Raw genomic sequence first — 24450 nt, 5'->3', positions numbered from 1 at the left:
GCCGAAGGAGGAAATGACATGGAAGCACTGACAGGGTTCTCCATCACGATCATCATTCTGGCGGTGCTGATCCTTCTGACGCTGTTCGCCGGGATCAAGACCGTGCCGCAGGGCTATGGCTATACCGTCGAACGCTTCGGCCGCTACACCCGCACGCTGACCCCCGGCCTCAACCTGATCATCCCGTTCATCGACCGGATCGGCAAGCGCATCAGCATCATGGAACAGGTGCTGGATGTGCCCGAGCAGGAGGTCATCACCCGCGACAATGCCAGCGTCCAGGCCGATGCCGTCTGCTTCTACCAGATCCTCAACCCGGCCTCCGCCGCCTATCAGGTTGCCAATTTGCAGCTCGCGGTTCTCAACCTGACCATGACCAATATCCGCTCGGTCATGGGCTCGATGGACCTCGACGAACTGCTTTCCAACCGCGATTCCATCAATGAACGCCTGCTCAGGGTCGTTGACCTCGCGGTCGAGCCGTGGGGCGTGAAGGTGACGCGCATCGAGATCAAGGATATCCGCCCGCCGGCCGATCTGGTCGAAGCGATGGGCCGGCAGATGAAGGCCGAACGCGAAAAGCGCGCGCAGATTCTAGACGCCGAGGGCCACCGCGCCGCCCAGATTCTCCGCGCCGAAGGCTCCAAGCAATCCGCGATTCTGGAGGCCGAGGGCGAGCGCGAAGCGGCCTATCGCGAGGCCGAGGCCCGCGAACGGCTGGCTGAAGCCGAGGCCAACGCCACCCGTTCCGTCTCCACCGCGATCGCCGAGGGCGATGTCGCTGCGATCAACTACTTCGTGGCGCAGAAATATACCGAGGCGATGGCCTCGATCGGCACGGCCAAGAATTCCAAGGTGGTGCTGATGCCGATGGAGGCCTCGTCGCTGATCGGCTCGCTCGGCGGCATCGGCCAGATCGCCAGGGAAGTCTTCGGCTCCGATGGCGATGGGACGACGGCATCGCGGCCGACGCGTTCCACCCCGTCGGTCTCCGGGTCGCGCCCGAACGACGAAAGCTGACGGCGATGGAGTTGCTCGTCTTCTTCGCCGAGTCGGGGCCCTGGGGCTGGTTCATCGTCGGCCTGCTGTTGCTGTTGGCGGAACTGATCGTGCCGGGCGTGTTCCTGATGTGGGTCGGCATCGCGGCCCTGATCCTCGGCCTGTTGTCGCTGCCTTTCCAGGGTTTCGGCTTCTGGGTATGGCAGTTGCAGCTCGTGCTCTTCGCCGTGCTCGCCTTCGTCAGCATCCTCGTCGGCCGGCGCATTCTTTCGCGCCGCGACACGACCTCCGACCAGCCGCTCCTGAACCAGCGCGCGGCCAGCCTGATCGGCCGCACCGCGATCGTCAGCGAGGCGATCACCAACGGCCGCGGCCGCATCAAACTGGACGACACGACATGGACGGCGGAAGGGCCTGACGCGGCGCAGGGCGCCACGGTGCGCATCACCGGCAATGACGGCGGCAAGCTGGTCGTGGAACCGGTGTAGAAGCCTTCGGAACGAAGCCTAAAAATCCGAAAGCCGCGTCTTCACCGCATTCAGCGCGCCGACCATGTCGGCGAAGCTCTGGCGCAGGCGGTTTTCCATTTCCCGTCCGATATCGGGATATTCCTCGATCAGGCGCAGAAATTGCTCGCGGCGGATCAGCAGGAGTTCCGATGGCGCGCTGGCGCGGGCGGCGAAACGATGGGGCACGGGGCTGATCAGCGCTGCCTCTGCCAGCAGGCTGCCGGGCCCGGCAATGCCGGCGGAGCGCCCGCCGGCTTGAAGATCGAGATGACCGCTTTCTAGCATGTAAGCGCCGGCGCTGTCCTGATCCTCGTCAAACAGCAATTCGCCCTCGCCAAGCGAAAGCCGCGAAATGGTAAAGGCGATGAGACGCAACTGTTCCACCGAAAAGCCGGAGAAAAGCTCCACCCGGCGCAGCGTCGCGATGTCGTCAGACAGTGCCATTATCTCGTCCCCCTCGCCCGAACGCATTACCCCCGAGGCCGCGTCAATGCCGTATCATGGCACCAGCTTGTAGCCGCCGTTTTCGGTCACCAGAATACGCGCGTTCGACGGGTCTTCCTCGATCTTCTGGCGCAGGCGGTAGACATGGGTTTCGAGCGTGTGCGTCGTGACCCCGGAATTATAGCCCCAGACCTCTTCCAGAAGCATGTCGCGGGTTACCACCTTCTGGCCGGCGCGGTAAAGATAGCGGATGATCGAGGCTTCCTTTTCGGTGAGCCTGATCTTCTGGCCGTCTGCTGTATGAAACAGTTTCTGGCCCGGCTTGAACACATAGGGCCCGACATTGAAGGTCGCGTCCTCGCTCTGCTCGTGCTGGCGAAGCTGGGCGCGAATGCGCGCCAGAAGCACGGCGAAGCGGAACGGCTTGGTGACATAGTCGTTGGCGCCCGCCTCGAGCCCTAAAATGGTGTCGCTGTCGGTGTCGTGACCGGTCAGCATGATGATCGGCGCCTTGTAGCCGTTCTTGCGCGCGATCTTCACCGCCTCGCGACCATCCATATCAGGCAGGCCGACATCCATGATCAGAAGATCGATCTGTTCCTCGCGCAGCATCTTCAGCGATTTGGCCGCGCAATCGGCGGAGCGGAGGATGAATTCGTCGTAGAGCTCCAGCTGTTCCACCAGCGTCTCGCGCAAATCCGCATCGTCATCGACGAGAAGTATCGTCCGCTCTGTCATCCGCACCTGCCCTCTGCCTCGCATCCCCGAAGACCATTGCGATACGCCATGGCCCGGCGTATTGCTATGAAACTATATGATTTCACGCACAAAGCAAAAAAAAGTGAAGAAAACCAGCCGTTCCGCGACGAAAACCCGGGGCGTGATCGCGGTGCGCCGCGCGCCGGGTCCCGTCCACCGCGCCATCCTCGCCTTCGGCCCGCTCCGCTTTCAAGCAGCGATCGGCAGGAATGGCATGACGGCCCTGAAACGCGAGGGCGACGGCAAGACGCCGATCGCCGTCATGGCCCTGCTTTACGGCTATCGCGACCCAAGGCATCGGCAAGGCTGGCCGCATTCCGGATTGCGGATCATGGCGACCAAAGCCGATGACGGCTGGTGCGACGCGCCGGGTTCGCCGAATTACAACCGCCCCGTCCGCCTGCCCTTTGCCGCAAGCCATGAACGCCTGCAGCGCGAGGACGGCATTTACGATCTCGTGGTCGTGATGGACTGGAACATGCGCTCGCGCGCCCGCAATCGCGGTTCCGCTGTGTTCTTCCACCTCGCCCGCCCGGATTTTGCACCGACCGCCGGATGCGTGGCGACTGCGCCGGCGGCGATGCGGGTATTGCTGCCCCATCTGAGGCCGGGCATGCGGCTGAAGGTTCTGGGCTGAGGCCGTTCAGATCCGGCCCGGCAACACCCGGTTGGGCGGTCGGTGGCCATCGAAGAAGGTGCGGATATTGATGATCACCTTGTCGCCCATATCGACCCGGCTTTCCAGCGTGGCCGAGCCCATATGCGGCAAAAGCACGGCCTTGCCGGTTCTGGCGAGTTCCAGCAGCCGCGGATTGATCGCCGGCTCGTTCTCGAACACGTCGAGGCCGGCGCCGGCGATGCGATCCTCTTCCAGGCAGCGGATCATCGCCGCCTCGTCGATGACGTCGCCGCGCGCGGTGTTGACGATGTAGGCCTCGGGCCTCAAGAGCGCCAGCCGGCGGGCCGAGATCAGGTGATAGGTCGCCGGCGTCGACGGGCAGTTGACCGACACGATATCGACCCTGGCAAGCATCTGGTCGAGGCTGTCCCAATAGGTCGCCTCCAGCTCCGCCTCGGTCTCCGGATTGACGCGGTTGCGGTTGTGGTAATTCACCGAAAGCCCGAACGCCTTGGCGCGGCGCGCGACCGCGGTGCCGATGCGCCCCATGCCGACAATGCCGAGCCGCTTGCCCCAGATCCTGCGTCCAAGCATCCATGTCGGGCTCCAGCCCTGCCAGGCGTCCGATCCGCTGCCGGCCAGCAGGCGCGCCCCCTCGGCAAGTCTGCGCGGCACCGCCAGCACCAGCGCCATGGTCATGTCGGCGGTATCCTCGGTCAGCACATTCGGCGTATTGGTGACGGTGATGCCTTTTCGCGCGGCGGCATCGACATCGACATTGTCGATGCCGTTGGAAAAGCTCGCGATCAGTTTCAGGTTCGGTCCGGCCTTCTCGATCAGTTGGGCGTCGATCGTGTCGGTCAGCGTCGGCACCAGCACGTCGGCGCGGGCCATGGCCTCGGCGAGCCTTTCGCGCGAAAATGGCCGGTCGTCATGGTTCAGCTCGACGCTGAACAATTCCCCCATGCGCGCCTCCACCGAAGCGGGCAGCTTGCGGGTGACGACGACGACGGGCTTTCTGGGGTTATTCATCGGTTAACAGCTCATTAATCATGTCGGGCGATAATGCACATAATGAGGGCGCTTTTCCACCTGAAGCGGTTCTTCCCGTGATGAAAACCGCGTCGGACACGTAAATCCCTCGTTGAAGGGCAGGCGCGTGGCTGCAAACCCGCGCGAACAGAACAACAACAGGCCGGGAAAACGGCATTCGAAGAGGTCATATGCGTCGTCTGGCAAGATTGCTGATCTGCACATTGCTTGTCTTCGCCATGCTGGAGCCGGCGATGGCGCAGACCGAGCGCAAGGGCGCCTCGGGCGGGCCGCTGCCGCGTTTTGCCATGATCAAGCCGGATCGCGCCCGCATGCGCGTCGGCCCCGGCTTCAACTACGCCACCAAATGGATCTACAAGCGCCCCGGCCTTCCCGTCGAGATCACCGAGGAATACAGCGTCTGGCGGCAGGTGCGCGATGCCGACGGCACCGAGGGCTGGATGCATGTCTCGGTGCTCTCCTCCCAGCGCAACGCCATGATTGCCCCCTGGCTGCGCGACGGCAATGCGGACAGCGAGAATTTTCTGGCGCTGAAGGCCGGCAAGGATGATTCGGCGCGCGATGTCGCAAGCCTGGAGCCCGGGGTGATCGTCCATCTCGAGGAATGCGACGGCACCTGGTGCGAGCTCTCGGTCAAGGGCGTCAACGGCTATATGCGACAGAAAGATATCTGGGGCGTCTATCCGAACGAAGTGTTCAACTGACGCCGCGCAGGGCCGACCGGCGCGCTCAGGCCTCCGGCTTCACCGCAAGCACCATGTAGTTGACGTCGGTATCCTTCGAGCGGTTCCAGCTATCGGTCAGCGGGCTGTAGAACACGCCCTGGCGCTCCACCGGCGTCATGCCGGACGCCTTCAGCGGCGTCTCGATTTCCTCCGGACGCACCAGTTTTTCATACTGGTGGGTGCCGGGCGGCAGCCAGCGCAGCACCCGTTCGGCGGCGAAGATCGCGAGCGCCCCTGCCTTCAGCGTGCGGTTGATGGTGGCGACGAACATCATGCCGCCGGGCTTTACCAGCGACGCGCAGGTCGTGAGGAAGAAATCGACATCGGCGACATGCTCGACCACTTCCATGTTGAGCACGATATCGAAGCTCTCGCCGTCCTCGGCAAGCTTTTCCGCGGTGACGGCGCGGTAATCCACCGGCACGCCGCTTTCAGCGGCGTGGGTCCTGGCGATTCCGATATTCTTTTCCGCCGGGTCGATGCCGACAACGCTTGCGCCCATGCGCGCCATCGGCTCCGACAGCAACCCGCCGCCGCAGCCGACATCGAGCACGCGCAACCCTTCCAGCGGGCGGGCCAGTTTCTCGTCGCGGCCGAAATGACCGCAGGCCTTTTCGCGGATATAGCTGATGCGCACCGGGTTGAACTTGTGCAGCGGCTTGAACTTGCCGTGCGGGTTCCACCACTCGGCGGCCATCTTCGAGAACCACTCGACCTGTGCGTCATCGATCGTCGTCTTGCCGGCAGCCTCGGTCATCGGTCTCTCCAGGGTTGTTTCCCAAGGTTATAGGGGCGAGGGGGCGCTGCGGCAAGGCGCGGGCGGAAGACAGATGCGCGCACCTGCCTCCCGCACGGGGCTGACTTCGCCCGCCTATGCCCGGATCACGCCGCCCGTGGATTTGCCGACATTGGCGACGATCTTTTTCGTCAGCGCCTCGAAATCCTCATCCGTCAGCGTGCGCTCGGCCGGCTGGATCGCGACCTCGATGGCGACCGACTTCTTGCCCTCGCCAAGCGACGCGCCCTCGAAGATATCGAAGACGGTGACGCCGGTGATCAGCTTGCGGTCGGCGCCCGCCGCCGCGCGCTCGATCGCGCCTGCTTCCACCGTACGGTCGACCACGAAGGCGAAGTCGCGGGTGACCGTCTGGAACGGCGACAGCGTCAGCGCCGGCTTGGTGCGGGTCGGCTTCTTCTTCGGCTCCGGCATGGCATCGATGAATATCTCGAAACCGGCGAGCTTGCCGGAAACATCGAGCGCTTCCAGCGCCTTGGGATGAAACTCGCCGAAATGGCCAAGCACAATCTTCGGGCCCATCTTGATGGTGCCGGAGCGGCCGGGGTGATACCAATCCGGCCCGCCGGCGACGATCTGGACATTGCCCATCGGCACGCCGCAGGCCTCGATCACGGCCAGCGCATCGGCCTTGGCGTCGAACACGCCGACTCCACGGCCCGCCCCGGTCTCGCCGTTCGACCACATCCGCCCGGAGCCGGAAAGCGTCGCCGTGCCGCGGCGGATGCCGCCGGCAACGCGGCGCTGGCCTTCCGGCTTGTCATTCTCATAGGTCGCGGCGACCTCGAACAGGGCGACATCGCCGTGGCCGATCGCCGCATTGCGCCGGGCGGCCGAAAGCAGTCCGGGCAGCAGGGAGGGGCGCATGTCCGACATGTCGGCGGCGATCGGGTTCGATAGCTTCAGCGCCGGCGCGCCGCCGCCGAAGAGCCTCGCCTGGTCTTCCGGAATGAACGACCAGGTGACGGCCTCCATCATGCCGCGCGCGGCAAGCTCGCGCCGGGCCGCGCGCGAGCGGATCTGCAGCGTGGTCAGGATCTTTTCATTGACCGCGCCGGCCGCCGGCAGCGGTTCGGGCCTGATCTTGTCGACGCCATGGATGCGCATGACCTCTTCCACCAGATCGGCCTTGCCCTCCACATCCGGCCGCCAGGACGGCACGGAAACGGAAGCCGTCTCGCCATCGCCTTCGAGGCCGAAACCAAGGCGGGTTAGGATATCGCGGCTTTCATCGGCCGATACATCGAGGCCGGTCAGGCGCTTCACCTCGGAGAACGGATAATCGATGATCTTCGGCGCATAGCCGTCATAACCCTCGACCTTCTTCTCCGCAGCCGTGCCGCCGCAGAGTTCCAGCACCAGTTCGGTGGTGCGCTCCAGGCCGGGAACCATATATTCCGGATCGACGCCGCGCTCGAAGCGGTAGCGCGCATCGGTGATGATGCCGAGATCACGGCCCGAACGGGCGATGTTCATCGGGTCCCACAGCGCCGATTCGATCAGCACATCGGTGGTGTTCTCGTCGCAGCCGGAATGCTCGCCGCCCATGATGCCGCCGATCGATTCGACGCCGTTGTCGTCGGCGATGACGACATTGTCATGATTCAATTCATACTCGCGCTCATCAAGCGCCAGCAGCGTTTCGCCTGCCTTCGCCCGGCGCACCACAAGCCCGCCCTTGACCTTGGCCGCATCGAAGACATGCATCGGCCGGCCCTGATCGAAGGTCATGTAGTTGGTGATGTCGACCAGCGCGTTGATGGGGCGAAGGCCGATCGCGATCAGGCGCTGTTGCATCCATTTCGGGCTCGGCCCGTTCTTCACGCCGCGCACCAGACGCAGCGCGAAGCCGGGGCAGAGGTGCTTGTCTTCCGCCGCGAAATCGAGCGTGAGGCCGACCGGCGTGTCGCCCTCCACCTTGAAGGACGGCGCTTTCGGCGCTTTCAGCGTGCCGAGGCCGGAAGCCGCCAGATCGCGGGCGATGCCGTAAATGCTGGTGCAATCCGGCCGGTTCGGCGTCAGGTTGATCTCGATGACCGGATCGTCCAGCCCTGCATATTCGGCAAAGCTTGCGCCCACCGGCGCATCCTCAGGCAGGTCGATGATGCCATCGTGACTGTCCGACATGTCGAGCTCCTTTTCCGAGCACATCATGCCCTGGCTCTCGACGCCGCGGATCTTGCCGACCGACAGCGTCACATCGATGCCCGGCACATAGGTCCCCGGCAGCGCCAGCGCGCCAACTAGGCCAGTGCGCGCATTCGGCGCGCCGCAGACGATCTGAAGCGGCTTGCCGCCATTGATCGCCGGCCCGGCATCGACGGTGAGCACCCGCAGCCTGTCGGCATCCGGATGCTGCTTCGCCTCGATCACCTTGGCAATGGTGAACGGCCTGTAGGCCGCCTTGTCATCGACCTCCTCAACCTCAAGCCCGATCGTCGTCAGCCGCTCGCAGATTTCCGCAAGCGAAGCCTCGGTCTCCAGATGGTCCTTCAACCAGGACAGTGTGAATTTCATGTCTCTCGTCTCGCCATTTCACTCGACTGCAAACCGGATAGATAAACCCAGAGCCGTCGATTTCTGTTCTCATCAAGCGTTTTCGTCGTCACCCAGCGTCACCACCAGCCGGAACCGTTCGCAGATCAGCTCCATGTCCGGCTCGAAGCCGCCATTGCGGGCGAAATAGGCTTCGTGGCCATCGCGCCAGTATTCGAGCGACAGGTCGCCCTCGCCCTCGTCCCGCGCGAACGCCTCGTCGACCTCGTCAAACCGGCGAACCGTCACCTCGGTGGTCTCGATCACGGCAGCGGGCTTGCCGGCGCCGTCGAGCACCACATCGCGGCGGCCGATCTCGGGCATCGGCTCCTGCGCGTCCTTCACATCTCTGAGCGCGGTGCAGGTCGCCGTCTTCTTGCCCTCAAGCACCAGCGCCAGAAGCTCGTCCTTCAGCGCCGGCGTATCGCCGAACGCGAACTGGACGGCGTCCCTGTAGCGCTCCGGAAGCTCGCTCATGACGACAGACCGCCGAACAGCGTCGGGATATCCAGCGGGCGGAAGCCGTAATGGCTGGTCCAGCGTTCATCGGCGGCGAAGAAGTCGCGGAGATCCGGCATGCCGTATTTCAGCATGGCGATGCGGTCGAGGCCCATGCCCCAGGCAAAGCCCTGATAGACATCGGGATCGAGGCCGCAATGACGCAGCACGTTGGGGTGCACCATGCCGCAGCCGAGAATTTCCATCCAGTCCGTGCCGGTTCCGAACTTCACCTGGTCGCCGGAGCGGTCGCACTGGATGTCGACCTCGAAGGACGGTTCGGTGAACGGGAAGAAGGACGGGCGGAAGCGCATGGTCACGCTGTCGACCTCGAAGAAGGCCTTGCAGAATTCCTCCAGCGTCCAGCGCAGATGGCCGACATGGGTGGTCTTGTCGATCACCAGCCCCTCGAGCTGATGGAACATCGGCGAGTGGGTGGCGTCCGAATCCTGACGGTAGGTCTTACCGGGCGCGACGATGCGGATCGGCGGCTCCTGGCTTTCCATCGAGCGGATCTGCACCGGCGAGGTGTGGGTTCGGAGCACCTTGCGCTCGCCGTTTTCGTCCGGATTGAAGAAGAAGGTGTCGTGCATCTCGCGGGCGGGATGACCTTCCGGAAAATTCAGCGCCGTGAAATTATAGTAATCGGTCTCGATTTCCGGCCCTTCGGCAATCGAAAATCCCATGTCACCGAAAATCGCGGTAATCTCGTCGATGACCTGGCTGACGGGATGGATGCGGCCCGAGAGCGACGGCGAGGGCCGCACCGGGAGCGTCACGTCCACGGTCTCGGCGGCAAGCCGGGCCTCGATCGCGGCATCCTTCAGCTCCGCCTTGCGGGCGGCGATGGCCGTGCCGACCTCGTCGCGCAGCGCGTTGATGGCAGCACCCCGGGTCTTGCGCTCCTCCGGGTCCATTTTGCCGAGCGTCTTCAAAAGCTCCGACACCGAGCCTTTCTTGCCGATGGCGTTGACGCGCACCGTCTCGATCGCCGCCTCGTCGGAGGCCGCCGCGATCTCGTCCATCAGCTTCGTCTTCAGATCATCAAGATCGGACATGTTCTCGTCTTCCTGCTGCCGCCTGGACCGATAACGGTCCGTAAGTGTGATCGTCTGAATGCGAAAAACCCGCACTGGTCCTGCCAGCGCGGGTTTCCCAAATGTCGTATAGGTCGGGAAGCGCTGGCTTAAGCTACAGCGCTTTCAAACTCGTTGGCGGTACCTTCTTTCTTGAGGTACTCCAGGCCCTTCTTCGCAGCGGCAACCAGGGCTGCGAACGCTTCCGGCTCATGGATCGCCATGTCGGACAGAACCTTGCGGTCGACTTCGATGCCGGCCTTGTTCAGGCCGTCGATGAAGCGGCCATAGGTCAGGCCGTGTTCACGCACGGCGGCGTTGATGCGCTGGACCCACAGAGCGCGGAAATTGCGCTTGTTTACCTTGCGGTCGCGATAGGCGTACTGCTTGGACTTGTCGACAGCGGCCTTGGCCGTGCGGATGGTGTTCTTGCGGCGGCCATAGAAGCCCTTGGCTTGCTTGATGACCTTCTTGTGCTTGGCGTGGGCGGTAACGCCACGTTTTACGCGAGCCATATCATGATCTCCTTAAATCTATCTGTTGTGCGGGTGTACGGGCGTTACTTGCTGTAAGGCATGAACTGCTTGACGATCTTGGCGTCCGGATCTGCCAGAACCATCGTGCCGCGCGCATCACGGATAAACTTGTTGGAACGCTTGATCATTCCATGGCGCTTGCCGGCGGCTGCCGACTTCACCTTGCCGGTCGCGGTAACCTTGAACCGCTTCTTGACCGACGATTTCGTCTTCATCTTGGGCATTTTGCTACTCCGTTTTATTGATTGCGCCGGGAGACGAACCCCGGCTTCGCATTTGGAGCGGACACGGCATGCCCTGCCGGCCCGCTCGGACGGCGCGTGTATACGCGCTTTGCCCTTATTGTGCAACCTCTCCGTCGCGACAAAAAGACAACGACCGTCACGGGCACAATTCCCGGACGGTCCGTCATCGTTCGTCGACAGTGAAAAGCTTATTTCGGCGCAAGCACCATCAGCATCTGACGGCCCTCAAGCTTCGGCTCGGCTTCCACCTTGGCGATTTCGGCGGTGTCTTCCTTGACCTGGGACAGAAGCTTCATGCCCAGTTCCTGGTGCGCCATTTCGCGCCCGCGGAAGCGGAGCGTGACCTTCACCTTGTCGCCTTCCTCGAAGAACTTGTTCATCGCCTTCATCTTCACCTGATAGTCGTGGGTGTCGATGTTGGGACGCATCTTGATTTCTTTGACTTCGACGATCTTCTGCTTCTTGCGTGCCTCGGCGGCGCGCTTCTGGTTGGCATATTTCAGCTTGCCCAGATCGAGAATCTTGCAAACGGGCGGCGTCGAGTTGGGGGCGATCTCGACGAGATCAAGCCCGGCTTCTTCAGCCATTCTCAACGCATCTTCAGTCAGTACGACGCCCTTGTTCTCCCCGTCCTCGTCAATCAACTGGACTTCGCGGATGCGGATGTCACGGTTGGCGCGGGGACCTTCCTTGGTCGGGGGAGCGGCTCTGTGGGGTCTGCGAATGGTCGTTGTCTCCTCAAATTGTTGAAATTCGACGACTTGTTGAAATTCGGCTGCGTAAGCGCCAACTGCACAAAAACTTGCACGTGTTGGACACAAATGGTTGTTACAGCCGATGAGTCAATAACACAGCGGAAAAAGAAAATCACCTGCCGATCGCCAAAAGCGCGGGTTTGCAGGCGTTTTGAGGGTCGCGGCGGCGCCCGGGACGAGGATGGAGAGCAATATGACCGAAGACAGCCAGCTGACCTATACCGAGATCGACCATGGCGACGGGCCACTCAAGATCGCCATGCGCCTTCGCAAGGGGCGGGACGACGCGCCCACCCTCGTCTGGTTTTCCGGCTACGGCTCCGACATGCTGGGTTCCAAGGCGGAGGCGCTCGACGCCTATGCCGGCGAAAACGGGCTTTCCATGCTGCGCTTCGACTATACCGGCCACGGCGAGAGCGAAGGCGCATTCAAGGACGGCACGATCTCGCGCTGGCTTGCCGATGCACTCGCGGCAATCGAACATGCCGCGCCCGAACGGGTCATCATCATCGGCTCGTCCATGGGCGGCTGGCTGGCGCTTCGCGCGGTGCAGGAGTTGAAAGGCAAGGAAGGCGCACCGGCGATCGACGGGCTTCTGCTGCTCGCGCCCGCGCCCGACTTCACCAGCGAACTGATCGAGCCGGAGCTGACGGACGCCCAGTGCAAGGCGCTTGCCGAGAACGGCTATTTCGAGGAACAGTCGATCTACGGGCCGGAGCCGACCATCTATACCGCCGCCCTTCTCGATGACGGGAGGCGCAACATGGTCCTGACCGGCATTATCGAGACCGGCTGCCCGGTGCACATCATCCAGGGCAAGCAGGACCCCGACGTGCCCTATAAGCACGCGCTGAAACTGATGTCGCATCTGCCGGCCGATGATGTGGTTCTGACGCTGGTGCAGGATGGCGACCACCGCCTTTCGCGGCCTGAGGACATTGCCCGCATGCTGACCGCGCTTTCCGGCCTTCTTGAGACGGCGGCTGAACACCGCGCCGGTTAACCATTTCTTAAGATCTCGGTCCGCCGACCCCTCACGCTGATTGACTCACCGCCCTATTTCTCCTTAACTCTTTGTTAAGAATTCAAGGGCGGATGGGTATAGCGTGCCTCGTTTGGATAGACTGATCATCTCGGCTTTCTGCGCCATTATGGGCCTCGGCTTTGCGACGCCCGCGCTTGCCGCATCGGCCATGCCGGTGGGCGGGGTTACCTCCCAGCCGATCGGCCATTTCGAATTCTGCGAACAGCACCGGCGCGATTGCGCGCCCCACACTGCCAGCACGATTGCAGCACGGCTGACCAATTTCGGCTGGAAGACGGTGGTTTCGATCAACAGCGCGGTCAACGCCGAAATCGAGCCGATGACCGATGAAGAGCTTTACGGTCGCGAGGAAGTCTGGGCCTATCCCGTGAGCGGCGCCGGTGACTGCGAAGATTTCGTGCTGGAGAAGCGTCGCCGCCTGATGAAGGCCGGCATTTCCGCTTCCGATCTGCTGATCACCGTGGTCCGCAAGCCCAACGGCGAAGGCCATGCGGTGTTGACGCTGCGCACCAATGACGGCGACTTCATCCTCGACAATCTGAATGACGATGTGCTCGCCTGGTCGGATACGCCCTATACCTTCCTCAAGCGTCAGGCCTCCTTCGACAGCGGCCGCTGGGTCAAGGTCGAAACCGGAACCGATCTGCCGGTCGCCTCGTTGCGTTGACATCAACCTCGGGCGATGCGCCCGGGGCCCGAGACAGGCGTGACCCATGAAGATTGACACTTCCGCCCCGATCGTTGTTCTGACCGGCGCCGGCATATCGGCGGAGTCCGGCCTTGCCACCTTCCGGGATCAGGGCGGGCTCTGGGAGGGGCACAGCATCGAGGATGTCGCGACCCCTGAGGGCTTTCACAGAAATCCCGATCTGGTTTATGATTTCTACAATATGCGCCGCCGCGAGGCAGCCAAGGCGTCGCCCAATGCCGCCCATAATGCGCTTGCCGCGCTGGAAAACGCCTGGGACGGCGATTTCCTGCTGATCACCCAAAATGTCGACGACCTGCACGAACGCGCCGGCTCGAAGCGGATGTTGCACATGCATGGCCGGCTCGATTCCGCGCTGTGCTATGAATGCGGGAGCCACCAGCACTGGGAGGGTGATCTCGATCGGGACTGTTTCTGCTCAAGCTGCAGCCGCCCCTCGCTGCGCCCCGATATCGTCTGGTTCGGCGAAATGCCCTACGATATGGACGCAATCGAGGTCGCGCTGGAAAATGCTGCCCTGTTCGTGGCGATCGGAACCTCCGGCACGGTATATCCCGCCGCCGGCTTCGTGGCGGCGGCCGCATCCGCGGGCGCGCATACGGTCGAGATCAATCTCGAAGCAACCGGCAACAGCCTGTTCAGCGAATGCCGTACCGGGTCGGCCTCGACCGCCGTTCCCGATTTTGTTGCAGGGCTTATCGGCAAGAAACCCTGATTCCCCATTTGACCTTCGGCGATTTCCGACTTAGAATTATTCTAAACTAAAACCGGAATCAGTCCCATGGTCCTGCCCCTCTTTGGTCGCGCCAAGCGCGACTTCTCGTCCCTGAGCGAAGCCGAAATGCTGGCGCTTGCGATCTCCTCCGAGGAGGACGATGCGCGCATATACAAGGCCTACGCCGCCCATCTGCGCGGCGAATTTCCCGACAGCGCCCGGATTTTCGACGATATGGCCGAGGTGGAGGACAGCCACCGGCGCATGCTGATCGACATGTTCAAGCGCCGCTTCGGCGACGACATTCCGCTGGTCCGGCGCGAGCATGTACGCGGCTTCCTAGAACGCCGCCCCGACTGGCTGATGAAGACGCTGTCGCTGGAGAAGATCCGCCGTCAGGCGGTGCTGATGGAGGAACAGGCCCAGCGTTTCTACCGCGCCGCCATGAACCAGGTTTCGGATGCCGACACCCGCAAGCTCCTCGGCGATCTCGCCATCGCCGAGGAGGCGCATGAGGAGCTCGCCGAGACGCTGACCGAAAAACACGCGCCGGAAGACGTGCGCGACGAGGAGGCCGCCAAGGAGCACCGCCAGTTCCTGCTGACCTGGGTGCAGCCGGGTCTTGCCGGGCTGATGGACGGTTCGGTCTCGACGCTCGCGCCGATCTTCGCCGCCGCCTTCGCCACCCAGGATACCTGGCAGACCTTCCTGATTGGTCTGTCGGCCGCCGTCGGCGCCGGCATTTCCATGGGCTTCACCGAGGCCGCCCATGACGACGGCAAGCTTTCCGGTCGCGGCTCGCCGATCAAGCGCGGCATCGCGTCGGGCGTGATGACCATGCTCGGCGGGCTCGGCCACGCGCTGCCCTATCTGATCCCCGAATTCTGGACCGCGACGATCATCGCCATCGTGATCGTGTTCTTCGAGCTCTGGGCGATCGCCTTCATCCAGAACAAATATATGGAAACCCCGTTCATGCGCGCCGCCTTCCAGGTCGTGCTCGGCGGCGGCCTGGTGCTGGCGGCCGGCATGATCATCGGTAGCGGCTGAGCCGGGAGGGGCCGCTGCCCGACCCTCCAATCCGGCCGCCGCCGACGTTCGGACCTGTTGCCAATCTCACATGCCTTTCATGTCAAAACGGCCTTGCAGCGGAAGTAAGCTTGGCGCGGGCCAGTTGTGTGCTATTTGATATTGTAGCGGTGAGCCATAAACTGAGAAGGCAGCATGGATGAGACCAGCCTGAGCGAAAATCGCGGCCCGACGTCGGCGACAGGCATTTTCCGAAAGCTGGCGACGCCGGTCTTCGCCTTCATCCTGTTGATGACGTGCCTTGCCGCCGGCCCGCTTGCGGCCGATCCGCTCGACCTCACCGATGAGGAACGGGCCTATATCGCCGAAAACCCTGTAGCGAGCATCGGGCTCGTGGCCGACAACGAGCCCTACTCCTTCTACCTCAACGGCAAGATCATGGGCTGGTCGGTGGATGTGCTGGACGCGATCTCCGCAATGACCGGACTTGATTTCGCGGTCCGGCTGGGCTCATGGCCGGAAATCTACGGCCAGTTCCGGCGCGGCGGGCTGGACGTGATCGCGGACATCTCGCTCACCGAGGAGCGCGAGCCCTTTATCGCCTTTACCGAGCCCTACCACCTGCGCCGCACGATAGTGTTCGAAAACATCGACCGTCCGCTTGGCGACCTCGCCGACCTCGATGCGCTGAAAGAGCGCCAGATCGGCGTGATCCGCGACATTTATTACGCCAGCGCCCTGGAAAAGGCCGGGTTCCAGCTTCAGGAATACGCCACCTATCGCGATCTGATGGCGGCGGTCGCCTTCGGCTGGGTCGACGGCGCGCTCGCAGCCGAACTGACCGGCAATTTCTTCATTCGCGAGAACGGGTTCACCAATGTGGTCGCCGCCGGCGCGCTGCCGCTGACAGCGGTGTCACTGGAAGATTTCCGCCTCGGCGTCCTCGAACAGTCCGGCGATGCCGCGGTGCTGTCGTCGATCCTGCAAAAGGCCGTACTGGCGCTGCCCGCCGAAACGCTGGACGAGATTACCGGGCGCTGGCTGACCTATCGCACCGGTCGCACGATGAATGCCGGCCTGCTCAGGCTGCTGCCGGAAGAGCAGGCCTTCATCGAGGAAGCGCCGCCGCTCTCTGTCGGCTTCATCATCGATTACCAGCCCTTCAGCTATCTCGAAAACGGACGCGGTCAGGGCCTTGCCGTCGATCTCGCCCATTATATCAGCGCCAGCACCGGGCTTTCCTTCGAACCGGTCTATGATAATTGGGCCGAACTGTTGCGGCGGTTCAAGGCCGGCGAGCTCGACATCATCACCAATATCTCGCGCACCGAGGCGCGCAGCGACTACACCCTGTTTTCGGAGGAATATCACCGCATCCCCAATGCGGTATTCGTGCGCTCGGGCTTCGGCCCCTACCGGGATATCGCCGATCTGGACGGCAAGCGGATCGGGATCGGCCGCGACATCTATTATGCCGAGGCGGTTTCGGCGCGGTTTGACGACGTGCGCCAATATGACGGCCAGGAAGCGCTGATGCATGCCCTTGCCGATGGCGAAATCGACGCGGCCATCATTTCGCTGAGCAACGGCAATGCGATCATCCGCCGCGACGGTCTGATCAATATCGAGATCGGCGGCGAATTCCTGATGGACGGCGTCGAGCGCGAGGACCTGCGCTTCGGCCTCTCGCCGAAATATCCCTATCTGCAAAGCATCATCGACAGCGTGCTGGTCTCGATCCCGACCGCGCGCTGGCAGGAGATGGAAAACCGCTGGCTCGGCCCGCCGCTGGCCGGGATCGACCGCCACCGCGCTGTGCTCAATGAGGACGAACGCGCCTATCTGCGCGACAGGGGGCCGCTCAGGGTATGCGTCGAGCCGGAATCGCCGCCCTATACCATGGTCGGGCGCGACGGCGAATTCACCGGCGCGGTCGCAGATATCCTCACGCTTCTCGGCGAGAACGGCGAGTTCTCCTGGCGGATCCAGCCGGTGCCGCTTGCCGGGAGAAACGAAAAGGACCCAGCGCTTGCCGGTTGCGACGTCCTGCCTTTCGTCGTCAACGCCGATTTCGCGGCAGACGCCTTCGATACGGCGCCGGCCTATCTCGAAATTGCGCTCGCGGTGGCAAGCCCGCTCCAGGCGCCGTTCGTGGAAAGCATGCGCGATCTCGCCGGGCAGCGCGTCGGCCTGGTTTCCAGCCATGCGCCGGCGGCGATGCTTGCGGCGCGCTATCCCGATGTCACGATCGTTCAGCTCGACAGCGAAGGCGACGGGCTGGATGCCGTGCTTGACGGCGAACTCGATGCCGTGGTCGGCCCGCTCGACACGCTCGTCTATCTGATCGCCGCCATGGATACCAACGACATCAAGATCTCCGGCCGGATACCCGAAAACATCCAGGCGGCGGCGGCCACGGCGGCCGACCAGCCGGTCCTCGGCATTATCTTTGAAAAGCTGATCGCCAGGCTCGACCCCGCCGAGGTCGACCGCATCCTCAACCGCCAGAAGCTCGCGCCGTTCAAGCGCACGATCGACTATCGCCTGCTGTTCGCAACGGCGGCGCTGATCGCCGTCGTGTTCCTCATCTTCCTCTACTGGGTGCGCAAGCTGCGGCTGCTCAACAGGGCGCTGAACACGGCCAACGACCTGCTGCAGCAAACCTCGATCACTGACGGCCTGACCGGGCTCTATAACCGCACCTATTTCATTACCCGCGCCGAAGAGATCTTCGAACAGTGCCAGCGCGATGGCGAGCGCTTTACCCTGGCAATGCTCGATGTCGACCACTTCAAGCCGATCAACGACCGACTGGGCCATGTTTTCGGCGATGCCTGCCTGAAACATCTCGCCGCAATCTTCCGGTCCCACTTCCTGAGGTCCGAGGATCTGGTCGCGCGCTATGGCGGCGAGGAGTTCATTGCCTACCACATCGCCGGAGGGCCGGAGGAAATCCACGCTTTTCACGAAAACCTGCGCGCCAAGGTGGAGGCGCGGCCGGTAGAGCATGGGGTGAATGTCGAGCCGCTGACGGTGAGCATCGGCTACTATTCCGCCATTCCCGCAGAAGGCGACACGCTCGACCGCTTCATCGCCGAGGCCGACCAGCGGCTCTACGAAGCCAAGGAAGCCGGCCGCAACCGCGTCATCGGCAACGACTGAGCGCGGCCTTCATCCGACCCGCGCAGACCTCAGTTCTCGCGTGAGGCCACGAAGCGGGCGGCGGCGATCAGCGTTGCGGCCCGCGCGCCGAAGGGGCTAAGCAGGGCCTCGGCCTCTTCGACCAGTTCCGACAGCCTGCGCTCGGCCCAGTCCGTGCCGTGGAGCGACACCAGCGTGCCCTTGCCGCGCCCGGCATCCTTGCCGGTTGCCTTGCCCATGGTTTCGGCATCGGCCCTCAAATCGAGAAGATCGTCGGCAAGCTGAAAGGCGAGGCCGATCACCGCGCCGAAACGGGCAAGGCGGGCGCGCTCGTCCGCCGCCGCGCCGGCAATGATCGCGCCGGCTTCCGCCCCAAAACGGATCAGCGCGCCGGTCTTCATCGCCTGTAGCGTCACGATGCCGGCCTCGTCCGGCGGGGTCTTTTCCGCCGCCAGATCGAGCGCCTGCCCGCCCGCCATGCCGCCAATGCCCGCCGCCCGCGAGAGCGCGCTGACAAGGGCAAGACGGGCTGCGGGCTCAAGCCCGGTCGCATCGTCGGCAATGATATCGAAGGCGAGCGTCAGCAGGCTGTCGCCGGCGAGAATCGCGGCGGCCTCGTCGAAGGCCTTGTGCACCGTCGGTCGGCCCCGGCGCAGATCGTCGTCGTCCATGGCCGGCAGGTCGTCGTGAATCAGCGAGTAGCAGTGGATACATTCCAGCGCCGCGGCCACCCTGAGCGCCGCATCCGCCGGCCCGCCGAGAAGCCGGGTGGTCTCGATCACCAGAAACGGGCGGAAGCGTTTGCCGCCGTTCAGCACGCCGTGACGGATCGCCGCCATCAGCGTTTCCGGCCGCGCGGTTTCGCCGTCAAGCGGTTCGGGGCCGAGCAGTTGGTCGAGGCAGGCTTCGACGTCCTTGCGGGCGCTTTCGAGGCGGGTGGTGAATTCGGTCTCTGACATGGGGCCATGTCTTGGCACGAGGGGGCGCGGCGTTCAAGCGGTTTCGCGCGCGCTTCCATGCACGGGCGCCACGGCTTTTCTTGGCGGCCGCATCACGCTATGGAAGGGGCGGATTTCACGAAAGCTAATGAACCGATGCGCGACGACGACATGCCGGAAGACGATGAGGATGATGCCCCGCGCCGTTCGCTTTTTCGCCGCCTGATCCGCTACGGCGTGATTGTCATCATCGTGATCGTGCTTTTGCCCTACATGCTGCTGCCGCTTTACCGGCCATCCTTCGTGCACCCCGTATCCGTGCCGATGATGACCCGGCTTTTTACCGGCTATGACCGGCAATGGGTGCCGTTCGATGAGATCGCGCCGGTACTGGTGCAATCGGTGATGATGTCGGAGGACGGGCAGTTCTGCAATCACGACGGCATCGACTGGGGCGAGTACAAGGCGGTCGTCGAGGATGCGCTGGCCGGCAAGGCCGTGCGCGGGGCGAGCACGATACCGATGCAGACGGTGAAGAACCTCTACCTCTGGAACAGCCGCTCCTATATCCGCAAGGCGCTGGAGCTGCCGCTGGCGATCTCCGCCGATATCGTCTGGCCCAAGAAGCGGATCATGGAGATTTATCTCAACATCGCGCAATGGGGACCGGAGACCTTCGGCATCGAGGCGGCGGCGCGCGAACAGTTCGGCGTCTCGGCTTCGGACCTAACGGCGCGGCAGGCCGCGCTGCTCGCCGTGTCGCTGCCCGATCCGGTGGGCCGGCAGGCCGCCGCCCCGAGCCGCCACATGCAGGCCCTCGCCGCCCGCGTGGAGCGGCTAGCCGGGCGTTCGGGCGCCTATATCACCTGCCTTTATGACTGACATTCGACATTGTTGTTGGCGCGGGGCTCCAAAATCGGCTTAACTCCCGCGCAAACGTGGTGGAAGGGCGAGGCATGAGCGATCTGACGCTTTATATCGGCAACAAGAAATACTCCTCATGGTCGCTCAGGCCATGGCTGGCGATGGAGGCTGCCGGGATTCCGTTCAAGGAAGTGCTGATCCCGTTCGATTTTCCCGCCGGCAATCCGCGCTTTCGCGAAGTCTCGCCCGTCGGTCAGGTGCCGGTGCTGCATCACGGCAGGTTCCGGGTCTGGGAATCGCTCGCGATCATCGAATATGTCGCCGAACTCTACCCGGAAGCCCAGCTCTGGCCCGCCGACAGGGTGGAGCGGGCGGCGGCGCGCGCCGTCTCGGCGGAAATGCATGCGGGTTTCCGGGCGCTGCGCGGGGCCTGCCCGATGAATTTCGGCCGCAAACCCGCGCCGCTCGCCGTCGATGACGCCGTCAAGGCCGATATCCGGCGCATCGAAACGCTGTGGGCCGATGCGCTTGAGGCCTCGGGCGGGCCGTTCCTGTTCGGCAGCTTTTCGGCGGCCGATGCGATGTATGCGCCGGTGGTCAACCGTTTCGAGGTCTATGAACTCACCGACAATGCGACGTCGCTCGCCTATATGAATGCCATCAAAAGCGTGCCGGCGTTCCAGCGCTGGCGCGACGGCGCGCTGGCCGAAAGCTGGGTGGTTCCCGAAGACGAGGTGTGAGCCCGGTTTCGCCCCTGTTGCCGCCCAGCTTCCGGATGAGTCAAAAAAATGCCGGGGGGACTGGTCAAACGCCGGTTTGCCCTGTATAAGCGCGCCAAATTTCAAGAATTCCAGGGACGATCTTGCGGTGGTTTCACCCGCCGTCGATTGAGCCTTGCGCCTCAAGTGGAGTAGTCCAATGGCTGTACCGAAAAGAAAAACGACCCCGTCCAAGCGCGGTATGCGCCGTGCTGCAGACGCTCTCAAGGCTCCGACCTATGTCGAAGACAAGAACTCCGGCGAACTGCGCCGTCCGCATCATATCGATCTGAAGACCGGCATGTATCGCGGCCGCCAGGTTCTGACGCCGAAGGAAAACGCCTGATTCATCAGGCAGCTTTCCGCTGAAATTGAAAAAAGCCGTCCCGTGGGGCGGCTTTTTTGTTGGGGCGAATTTTATGGCCGGGCGTTTCCGCCCGGCGTCACTCACATATTGTCGATACGGTCCTGCAGCACCCGCAGCTGGCGGCGCAGGTCGTCGAGGTCGCCGGGGGCTGCATTGTGCATGCCTTCGAGGTCTTCCTCTTCCGCCGCACCGCGATACCGTGTCGCGGCGAGGCCCGCCTGACGCGCGGCCTCTTCCTTGCGGTAGTATTCCCGCTTCAGCGGATTGGCGTAGAGCGCCTTGTCCATCTGCTCGCGCATATGGGTCTGCTGCTCGGAAAACGCCTTCATGGCGTTGTCGAGAAAGCCCGGCAGCATGGCCTGCATCTGGTCGCCGTAATAGCCGATGATCTCGCGCAGGAATGACACCGGCAGGATCGCCTGATCGGACTTCGCCTCCTGTTCGAAGATGATCTGGGTCAGCACAGTGTGGGTGATGTCGTCGCCGGCCCTGGCGTCCTTCACGGTGAAATCCTCTCCTCTTTTCACCATGTCGGCCAGGTCTTCCAGCGTGACGTAGCTGCTGGTGCCGGTATTGTAGAGCCGGCGGTTCGCGTATTTCTTGATGATTGTCGGTCCGTCGCTTACGGGCATTGTGCCTCCTCCCGCGATCTGTTTCCTCTTCCCGCTCTGATGTAACCTCAAAACCGGCCCCGGTACAATGATTTTGTCGCAATGCAGCGACGCCGGCGGCGGGGTCTTTGCTGCGGGGCAAAGCGGCGGCGGCGGCCCGTTTGACTTCGCAAACCGGCTTCTGCACAGTGCCGCTATCGTGAAATGGGGAGAGAGAAACATGTCCGGTTCGGCCATTGTTATTGCAGGCGCGGCGCGCACGCCGATCGGCGTTCTGGGCGGCGCGCTTTCCAGCGTGCCCGCCCATGAGCTGGGGGCCGTGGCGATCGCGGAAGCGCTTGCCCGCGCGGGCGTTTCGCCGGCTGATGTCGATGAGGCGATCCTCGGCCAGGTGCTGACGGCGGGCGCCGGCCAGAACCCCGCCCGACAGGCGGCGATGGCCGCGGGCATGCCGGCCGAGAAGACCGCCCTCGTCATCAACCAACTCTGCGGATCGGGGCTTCGGGCCGTCGCGCTCGGCATGCAGCAGATCCTTTCCGGCGATGCCGAGATCGTGGTGGCGGGCGGACAGGAATCGATGTCGCTGTCGCCGCATTGCGCCCATCTTCGCAGCGCAACGCGCATGGGCGACGCCGCCATGGTCGACACCATGCTGAAGGACGGGCTGGTCGACGCCTTCTATGGCTATCACATGGGCGTGACCGCGGAAAACATCGCCGAGCGCTGGGGGCTGACCCGTGCGGTGCAGGACGACTATGCCGTCCGCTCGCAAAACCGCGCCGAGGCCGCCCGCGCAGCAGGCCGCTTCGCCGACGAGATCGTGCCGGTCACCGTCGCCACCCGCAAGTCCGAGGTGGTGGTCGACCAGGACGAGGGCATCCGCGAGGGCATGACCGCGCACGCGCTCGAACGCCTGCGCCCGGCCTTCATGGATGGCGGCAGCGTGACCTCCGGCAATGCCTCGGGCATCAATGACGGCGCGGCGGCGCTGGTGCTGATGGAGGCGGCGAATGCCGAACGGCGCGGCATCGCGCCGCTGGCGCGGATCGTGTCATGGGCGACCGCCGGCGTCGATCCGCAGGTGATGGGCACGGGCCCGATCCCGGCCTCGCAGAAGGCGCTGGCCAGGGCCGGCTGGCAGGTCGGCGATCTCGACCTGATCGAGGCCAACGAGGCGTTCGCGGCGCAGGCCTGTGCGGTGGTGCGCGAGCTCGCGCTCGACCCGGAAAAGGTCAATGTCAATGGCGGGGCGATCGCGCTCGGCCATCCGATCGGCGCTTCCGGTGCGCGGGTGTTGACGACCCTGCTTCACGAAATGCGCCGGCGCGATGTAAAGAAGGGCCTCGCCACGCTCTGCATCGGCGGCGGCATGGGCGTTGCGATGTGCGTGGAACGCGCCTGAGCGCAAAAGAAAAGGCGTCGCAAAACGCGACGCCTGGATCGACGAGCGGGGGGATGCTGCGAGCCGATCTTGACGCGACAGCCCTAGGCGCGCGCCGCTTTCGATAAGGATCGCCGGCCGGGGTTTGCCCGACCGGCGCATTGGCGATCAGTTGGCCGTTGCAGCGCCGATGCCGCCGCCGATCAGGCCGCCCGCCACGGCGCCGCCGGCACTGTTGGTGGCAAGCGCGCCCACGCCCGCGCCGATGCCGGCGCCAGCAGCGGTGTTGCGTTCCTGCGTGGTGCAGGCGGCCAGCGGAAGAATGAATGCGATGGCGATAACGGTCTTCTTCATGATGTCAGGTCTCCAATGTTCTTCAGTCTTTGTCAGATATAGCCCGCCAAAAGCAGGATTATGACGATCAGCAGCACGAGGCCGAGACCGCCGGACGGCCCGTAGCCCCAGTTGGTGGAATAACCCCACCGCGGCAGCGCGCCGATCAGCAGCAATATCAGAATAATAAGAAGAATGGTGCCCAGCATGTGATTGCCCTCTCCGGTCATATGTTCGCAGCCTAAACGCGGCCGGGCAAAATTTTGTTCCCAGCCCATCTTCCGAACGTGGCGCGGAAAAGGTTAACGGCTGTGCGCGCGGGCAGCGCCAACCGCTTGAAAAATATGGTTAACAAATCCTTCCCGCACCATATCTAGCGGTGAACAAAACCGGAAAATCGCCGGGTAAGCGATTCGTCGCTGATTCGTTCCGGCTTTGACCTGAAAGTTAATGCGAAGCACTTTCACCGGCTTTTGCGAGCCTCTTTACCTTGAGCAGATAGGCCGCGGCGCGAGCGGTGGAAAAGCCCGTGGCGAGGCCGATGACGGCGTTGACCGCGAGCATGAAAAGCACGTTGTTGGCCAGACCCGGGTTTACGGCGAGGCCGGCATTCTGCGCATAGAGCGCGGCAAACAGCGCCAGAACCATCGCCAACGTGTGCCATTCGCCCTCGACACGGGCGCGGTTCCCGCCGGCATAGGAAAGCCGATCCTGCGGCCGCAGCATGACCGTCAGCAACGCGCCGACAATGAGGCCACCGACGAGCCCGACAAGCACCGCATGGGTGTAGTCAAGCGTGGCCAGCCGGTGACCGGCGAGAAACAGAAACAGAAGCGGCAGGATCACGAAGGCGCGCAGATGAACATCGCGCGGATAAAGCCGCTTCACGCCGCGATAGACGAGCAGCGCCAGGATGAGCCAGACGTAAAGGGGCGTGCCTTTGATGATGTCGATAAACATGTCCGCTGTTCCTTTCATCTTGGGGAAACGATAACCTCGGCCGCTGCCAT

General features: G+C 63.4%; 28 protein-coding genes. 13 read left to right on the top strand and 15 right to left on the bottom strand.

What is annotated here, in order from left to right:
- The first annotated feature begins 18 nt into the window (after nt 1–18).
- Nucleotides 19–1020 carry an SPFH domain-containing protein gene (locus V6767_RS14235; RefSeq protein WP_448430476.1) on the top strand — a complete coding sequence of 334 codons (1002 nt, stop codon included), beginning with the start codon at nt 19–21 and terminating at the stop codon, nt 1018–1020.
- Nucleotides 1021–1025: 5 nt separating this feature from the next.
- The gene (locus V6767_RS14230; protein ID WP_448474076.1) at nt 1026–1487 is read left to right on the top strand and encodes an NfeD family protein; all 462 of its coding nucleotides are present in this window, start codon (nt 1026–1028) and stop codon (nt 1485–1487) included.
- An 18-nt stretch (nt 1488–1505) separates the two neighbouring features.
- Here V6767_RS14230 and V6767_RS14225 read toward each other — a convergent pair whose 3' ends face one another.
- The gene (locus tag V6767_RS14225; protein ID WP_448474075.1) at nt 1506–1952 is read right to left on the bottom strand and encodes a Crp/Fnr family transcriptional regulator; all 447 of its coding nucleotides are present in this window, start codon (nt 1950–1952) and stop codon (nt 1506–1508) included.
- A 54-nt stretch (nt 1953–2006) separates the two neighbouring features.
- A complete protein-coding gene (locus V6767_RS14220) occupies nt 2007–2690 on the bottom strand; it encodes a response regulator transcription factor (protein ID WP_230720098.1) in 684 nt (227 codons plus the stop codon).
- Nucleotides 2691–2766: 76 nt separating this feature from the next.
- Here V6767_RS14220 and V6767_RS14215 point away from each other — a divergent pair, with 76 nt between their 5' ends.
- Nucleotides 2767–3348 carry a L,D-transpeptidase family protein gene (locus V6767_RS14215; RefSeq protein WP_448474074.1) on the top strand — a complete coding sequence of 194 codons (582 nt, stop codon included), beginning with the start codon at nt 2767–2769 and terminating at the stop codon, nt 3346–3348.
- A gap of 6 nt (nt 3349–3354) precedes the next feature.
- Here V6767_RS14215 and V6767_RS14210 read toward each other — a convergent pair whose 3' ends face one another.
- Entirely contained in the window at nt 3355–4362 is a 1008-nt protein-coding gene (locus V6767_RS14210) for a 2-hydroxyacid dehydrogenase (RefSeq protein ID WP_448474073.1), read from the bottom strand.
- A 191-nt stretch (nt 4363–4553) separates the two neighbouring features.
- On the opposite strand from V6767_RS14210, the gene V6767_RS14205 reads away from it, so the two are divergent.
- Entirely contained in the window at nt 4554–5087 is a 534-nt protein-coding gene (locus V6767_RS14205) for an SH3 domain-containing protein (protein WP_448430464.1), read from the top strand.
- Between the two features lie 25 nt (nt 5088–5112).
- On the opposite strand, the gene ubiG is transcribed toward V6767_RS14205, so the two are convergent.
- The 7 genes from ubiG to infC form a co-directional block, all read right to left on the bottom strand.
- Entirely contained in the window at nt 5113–5865 is a 753-nt protein-coding gene (ubiG, locus tag V6767_RS14200) for a bifunctional 2-polyprenyl-6-hydroxyphenol methylase/3-demethylubiquinol 3-O-methyltransferase UbiG (RefSeq protein WP_448474072.1), read from the bottom strand.
- Nucleotides 5866–5979: 114 nt separating this feature from the next.
- The gene (gene pheT, locus V6767_RS14195) at nt 5980–8421 is read right to left on the bottom strand and encodes a phenylalanine--tRNA ligase subunit beta (protein WP_448474071.1); all 2442 of its coding nucleotides are present in this window, start codon (nt 8419–8421) and stop codon (nt 5980–5982) included.
- Between the two features lie 72 nt (nt 8422–8493).
- On the bottom strand, nt 8494–8916 hold the full coding sequence (locus tag V6767_RS14190; RefSeq protein WP_448474070.1) for an ASCH domain-containing protein: 423 nt from the start codon (nt 8914–8916) through the stop codon (nt 8494–8496).
- The gene (gene pheS, locus V6767_RS14185; RefSeq protein ID WP_448474069.1) at nt 8913–9995 is read right to left on the bottom strand and encodes a phenylalanine--tRNA ligase subunit alpha; all 1083 of its coding nucleotides are present in this window, start codon (nt 9993–9995) and stop codon (nt 8913–8915) included. The genes V6767_RS14190 and pheS overlap by 4 nt, the downstream gene beginning before the upstream one ends.
- A 128-nt stretch (nt 9996–10123) precedes the next feature.
- The gene (rplT, locus tag V6767_RS14180) at nt 10124–10528 is read right to left on the bottom strand and encodes a 50S ribosomal protein L20 (RefSeq protein ID WP_448430448.1); all 405 of its coding nucleotides are present in this window, start codon (nt 10526–10528) and stop codon (nt 10124–10126) included.
- 44 nt (nt 10529–10572) lie between these two features.
- Entirely contained in the window at nt 10573–10773 is a 201-nt protein-coding gene (gene rpmI, locus V6767_RS14175) for a 50S ribosomal protein L35 (protein WP_448474068.1), read from the bottom strand.
- A gap of 209 nt (nt 10774–10982) precedes the next feature.
- Nucleotides 10983–11519, bottom strand: a complete 537-nt coding sequence (gene infC / locus V6767_RS14170; RefSeq protein ID WP_448430932.1) for a translation initiation factor IF-3 — start codon at nt 11517–11519, stop codon at nt 10983–10985.
- 223 nt (nt 11520–11742) lie between these two features.
- Here infC and V6767_RS14165 point away from each other — a divergent pair, with 223 nt between their 5' ends.
- The 5 genes from V6767_RS14165 (at nt 11743) to V6767_RS14145 (ending at nt 18209) form a co-directional block, all read left to right on the top strand.
- Entirely contained in the window at nt 11743–12552 is an 810-nt protein-coding gene (locus V6767_RS14165) for an alpha/beta hydrolase (protein WP_448474067.1), read from the top strand.
- A 148-nt stretch (nt 12553–12700) separates the two neighbouring features.
- Nucleotides 12701–13261, top strand: a complete 561-nt coding sequence (locus V6767_RS14160) for a transglutaminase-like cysteine peptidase (protein WP_448474101.1) — start codon at nt 12701–12703, stop codon at nt 13259–13261.
- Nucleotides 13262–13307: 46 nt separating this feature from the next.
- A complete protein-coding gene (locus V6767_RS14155) occupies nt 13308–14018 on the top strand; it encodes an NAD-dependent deacylase (protein WP_448474066.1) in 711 nt (236 codons plus the stop codon).
- Between the two features lie 66 nt (nt 14019–14084).
- The gene (gene mbfA, locus V6767_RS14150) at nt 14085–15068 is read left to right on the top strand and encodes an iron exporter MbfA (protein ID WP_448430440.1); all 984 of its coding nucleotides are present in this window, start codon (nt 14085–14087) and stop codon (nt 15066–15068) included.
- Between the two features lie 174 nt (nt 15069–15242).
- On the top strand, nt 15243–18209 hold the full coding sequence (locus tag V6767_RS14145; RefSeq protein ID WP_448474065.1) for a diguanylate cyclase: 2967 nt from the start codon (nt 15243–15245) through the stop codon (nt 18207–18209).
- A gap of 29 nt (nt 18210–18238) precedes the next feature.
- On the opposite strand, the gene V6767_RS14140 is transcribed toward V6767_RS14145, so the two are convergent.
- Entirely contained in the window at nt 18239–19147 is a 909-nt protein-coding gene (locus V6767_RS14140) for a polyprenyl synthetase family protein (RefSeq protein ID WP_448474064.1), read from the bottom strand.
- A gap of 135 nt (nt 19148–19282) precedes the next feature.
- On the opposite strand from V6767_RS14140, the gene V6767_RS14135 reads away from it, so the two are divergent.
- The 3 genes from V6767_RS14135 to rpmF all read left to right on the top strand — a co-directional run bounded on the left by V6767_RS14135 (nt 19283) and on the right by rpmF (nt 21094).
- Nucleotides 19283–20008, top strand: coding sequence for a biosynthetic peptidoglycan transglycosylase (locus V6767_RS14135; RefSeq protein WP_448474063.1), 726 nt, complete (start codon nt 19283–19285; stop codon nt 20006–20008).
- Nucleotides 20009–20082: 74 nt separating this feature from the next.
- Complete coding sequence (locus V6767_RS14130; RefSeq protein ID WP_448474062.1) at nt 20083–20730, top strand: glutathione S-transferase family protein; 648 nt, start codon at nt 20083–20085, stop codon at nt 20728–20730.
- 178 nt (nt 20731–20908) lie between these two features.
- Complete coding sequence (gene rpmF, locus V6767_RS14125; protein WP_133282438.1) at nt 20909–21094, top strand: 50S ribosomal protein L32; 186 nt, start codon at nt 20909–20911, stop codon at nt 21092–21094.
- Nucleotides 21095–21195: 101 nt separating this feature from the next.
- Here rpmF and phaR read toward each other — a convergent pair whose 3' ends face one another.
- Complete coding sequence (gene phaR / locus V6767_RS14120; protein ID WP_448474061.1) at nt 21196–21747, bottom strand: polyhydroxyalkanoate synthesis repressor PhaR; 552 nt, start codon at nt 21745–21747, stop codon at nt 21196–21198.
- Between the two features lie 199 nt (nt 21748–21946).
- Between phaR and V6767_RS14115 the strand changes: the two genes are divergently transcribed.
- A complete protein-coding gene (locus tag V6767_RS14115; protein WP_448474060.1) occupies nt 21947–23128 on the top strand; it encodes an acetyl-CoA C-acetyltransferase in 1182 nt (393 codons plus the stop codon).
- Between the two features lie 147 nt (nt 23129–23275).
- Here V6767_RS14115 and V6767_RS14110 read toward each other — a convergent pair whose 3' ends face one another.
- The 3 genes from V6767_RS14110 to V6767_RS14100 form a co-directional block, all read right to left on the bottom strand.
- Nucleotides 23276–23461, bottom strand: coding sequence for a hypothetical protein (locus V6767_RS14110; RefSeq protein ID WP_448430426.1), 186 nt, complete (start codon nt 23459–23461; stop codon nt 23276–23278).
- A gap of 32 nt (nt 23462–23493) precedes the next feature.
- Entirely contained in the window at nt 23494–23649 is a 156-nt protein-coding gene (locus V6767_RS14105) for a DUF3309 family protein (RefSeq protein WP_018067473.1), read from the bottom strand.
- Nucleotides 23650–23887: 238 nt separating this feature from the next.
- Complete coding sequence (locus V6767_RS14100; RefSeq protein ID WP_448474059.1) at nt 23888–24400, bottom strand: DUF6622 family protein; 513 nt, start codon at nt 24398–24400, stop codon at nt 23888–23890.
- Nucleotides 24401–24450: the final 50 nt, after the last annotated feature.

It is taken from the genome of Martelella sp. FLE1502 (assembly GCF_053484255.1).
The sequence above is the reverse complement of the archived record's forward strand: the minus strand, read 5'-3'. Positions and strand labels throughout refer to the sequence as shown.

Coding starts and splice junctions, on each gene's coding strand:
- V6767_RS14235 (WP_448430476.1), top strand. CDS start 19: ATGGAAGCACTGACAGGGTTCTCCATCACGATCATCATTCTGGCGGTG.
- V6767_RS14230 (WP_448474076.1), top strand. CDS start 1,026: ATGGAGTTGCTCGTCTTCTTCGCCGAGTCGGGGCCCTGGGGCTGGTTC.
- V6767_RS14225 (WP_448474075.1), bottom strand. CDS start 1,952: ATGGCACTGTCTGACGACATCGCGACGCTGCGCCGGGTGGAGCTTTTC.
- V6767_RS14220 (WP_230720098.1), bottom strand. CDS start 2,690: ATGACAGAGCGGACGATACTTCTCGTCGATGACGATGCGGATTTGCGC.
- V6767_RS14215 (WP_448474074.1), top strand. CDS start 2,767: ATGATTTCACGCACAAAGCAAAAAAAAGTGAAGAAAACCAGCCGTTCC.
- V6767_RS14210 (WP_448474073.1), bottom strand. CDS start 4,362: ATGAATAACCCCAGAAAGCCCGTCGTCGTCGTCACCCGCAAGCTGCCC.
- V6767_RS14205 (WP_448430464.1), top strand. CDS start 4,554: ATGCGTCGTCTGGCAAGATTGCTGATCTGCACATTGCTTGTCTTCGCC.
- ubiG (WP_448474072.1), bottom strand. CDS start 5,865: ATGACCGAGGCTGCCGGCAAGACGACGATCGATGACGCACAGGTCGAG.
- pheT (WP_448474071.1), bottom strand. CDS start 8,421: ATGAAATTCACACTGTCCTGGTTGAAGGACCATCTGGAGACCGAGGCT.
- V6767_RS14190 (WP_448474070.1), bottom strand. CDS start 8,916: ATGAGCGAGCTTCCGGAGCGCTACAGGGACGCCGTCCAGTTCGCGTTC.
- pheS (WP_448474069.1), bottom strand. CDS start 9,995: ATGTCCGATCTTGATGATCTGAAGACGAAGCTGATGGACGAGATCGCG.
- rplT (WP_448430448.1), bottom strand. CDS start 10,528: ATGGCTCGCGTAAAACGTGGCGTTACCGCCCACGCCAAGCACAAGAAG.
- rpmI (WP_448474068.1), bottom strand. CDS start 10,773: ATGCCCAAGATGAAGACGAAATCGTCGGTCAAGAAGCGGTTCAAGGTT.
- V6767_RS14165 (WP_448474067.1), top strand. CDS start 11,743: ATGACCGAAGACAGCCAGCTGACCTATACCGAGATCGACCATGGCGAC.
- V6767_RS14160 (WP_448474101.1), top strand. CDS start 12,701: ATGGGCCTCGGCTTTGCGACGCCCGCGCTTGCCGCATCGGCCATGCCG.
- V6767_RS14155 (WP_448474066.1), top strand. CDS start 13,308: ATGAAGATTGACACTTCCGCCCCGATCGTTGTTCTGACCGGCGCCGGC.
- mbfA (WP_448430440.1), top strand. CDS start 14,085: ATGGTCCTGCCCCTCTTTGGTCGCGCCAAGCGCGACTTCTCGTCCCTG.
- V6767_RS14145 (WP_448474065.1), top strand. CDS start 15,243: ATGGATGAGACCAGCCTGAGCGAAAATCGCGGCCCGACGTCGGCGACA.
- V6767_RS14140 (WP_448474064.1), bottom strand. CDS start 19,147: ATGTCAGAGACCGAATTCACCACCCGCCTCGAAAGCGCCCGCAAGGAC.
- V6767_RS14135 (WP_448474063.1), top strand. CDS start 19,283: ATGCGCGACGACGACATGCCGGAAGACGATGAGGATGATGCCCCGCGC.
- V6767_RS14130 (WP_448474062.1), top strand. CDS start 20,083: ATGAGCGATCTGACGCTTTATATCGGCAACAAGAAATACTCCTCATGG.
- rpmF (WP_133282438.1), top strand. CDS start 20,909: ATGGCTGTACCGAAAAGAAAAACGACCCCGTCCAAGCGCGGTATGCGC.
- phaR (WP_448474061.1), bottom strand. CDS start 21,747: ATGCCCGTAAGCGACGGACCGACAATCATCAAGAAATACGCGAACCGC.
- V6767_RS14115 (WP_448474060.1), top strand. CDS start 21,947: ATGTCCGGTTCGGCCATTGTTATTGCAGGCGCGGCGCGCACGCCGATC.
- V6767_RS14110 (WP_448430426.1), bottom strand. CDS start 23,461: ATGAAGAAGACCGTTATCGCCATCGCATTCATTCTTCCGCTGGCCGCC.
- V6767_RS14105 (WP_018067473.1), bottom strand. CDS start 23,649: ATGCTGGGCACCATTCTTCTTATTATTCTGATATTGCTGCTGATCGGC.
- V6767_RS14100 (WP_448474059.1), bottom strand. CDS start 24,400: ATGTTTATCGACATCATCAAAGGCACGCCCCTTTACGTCTGGCTCATC.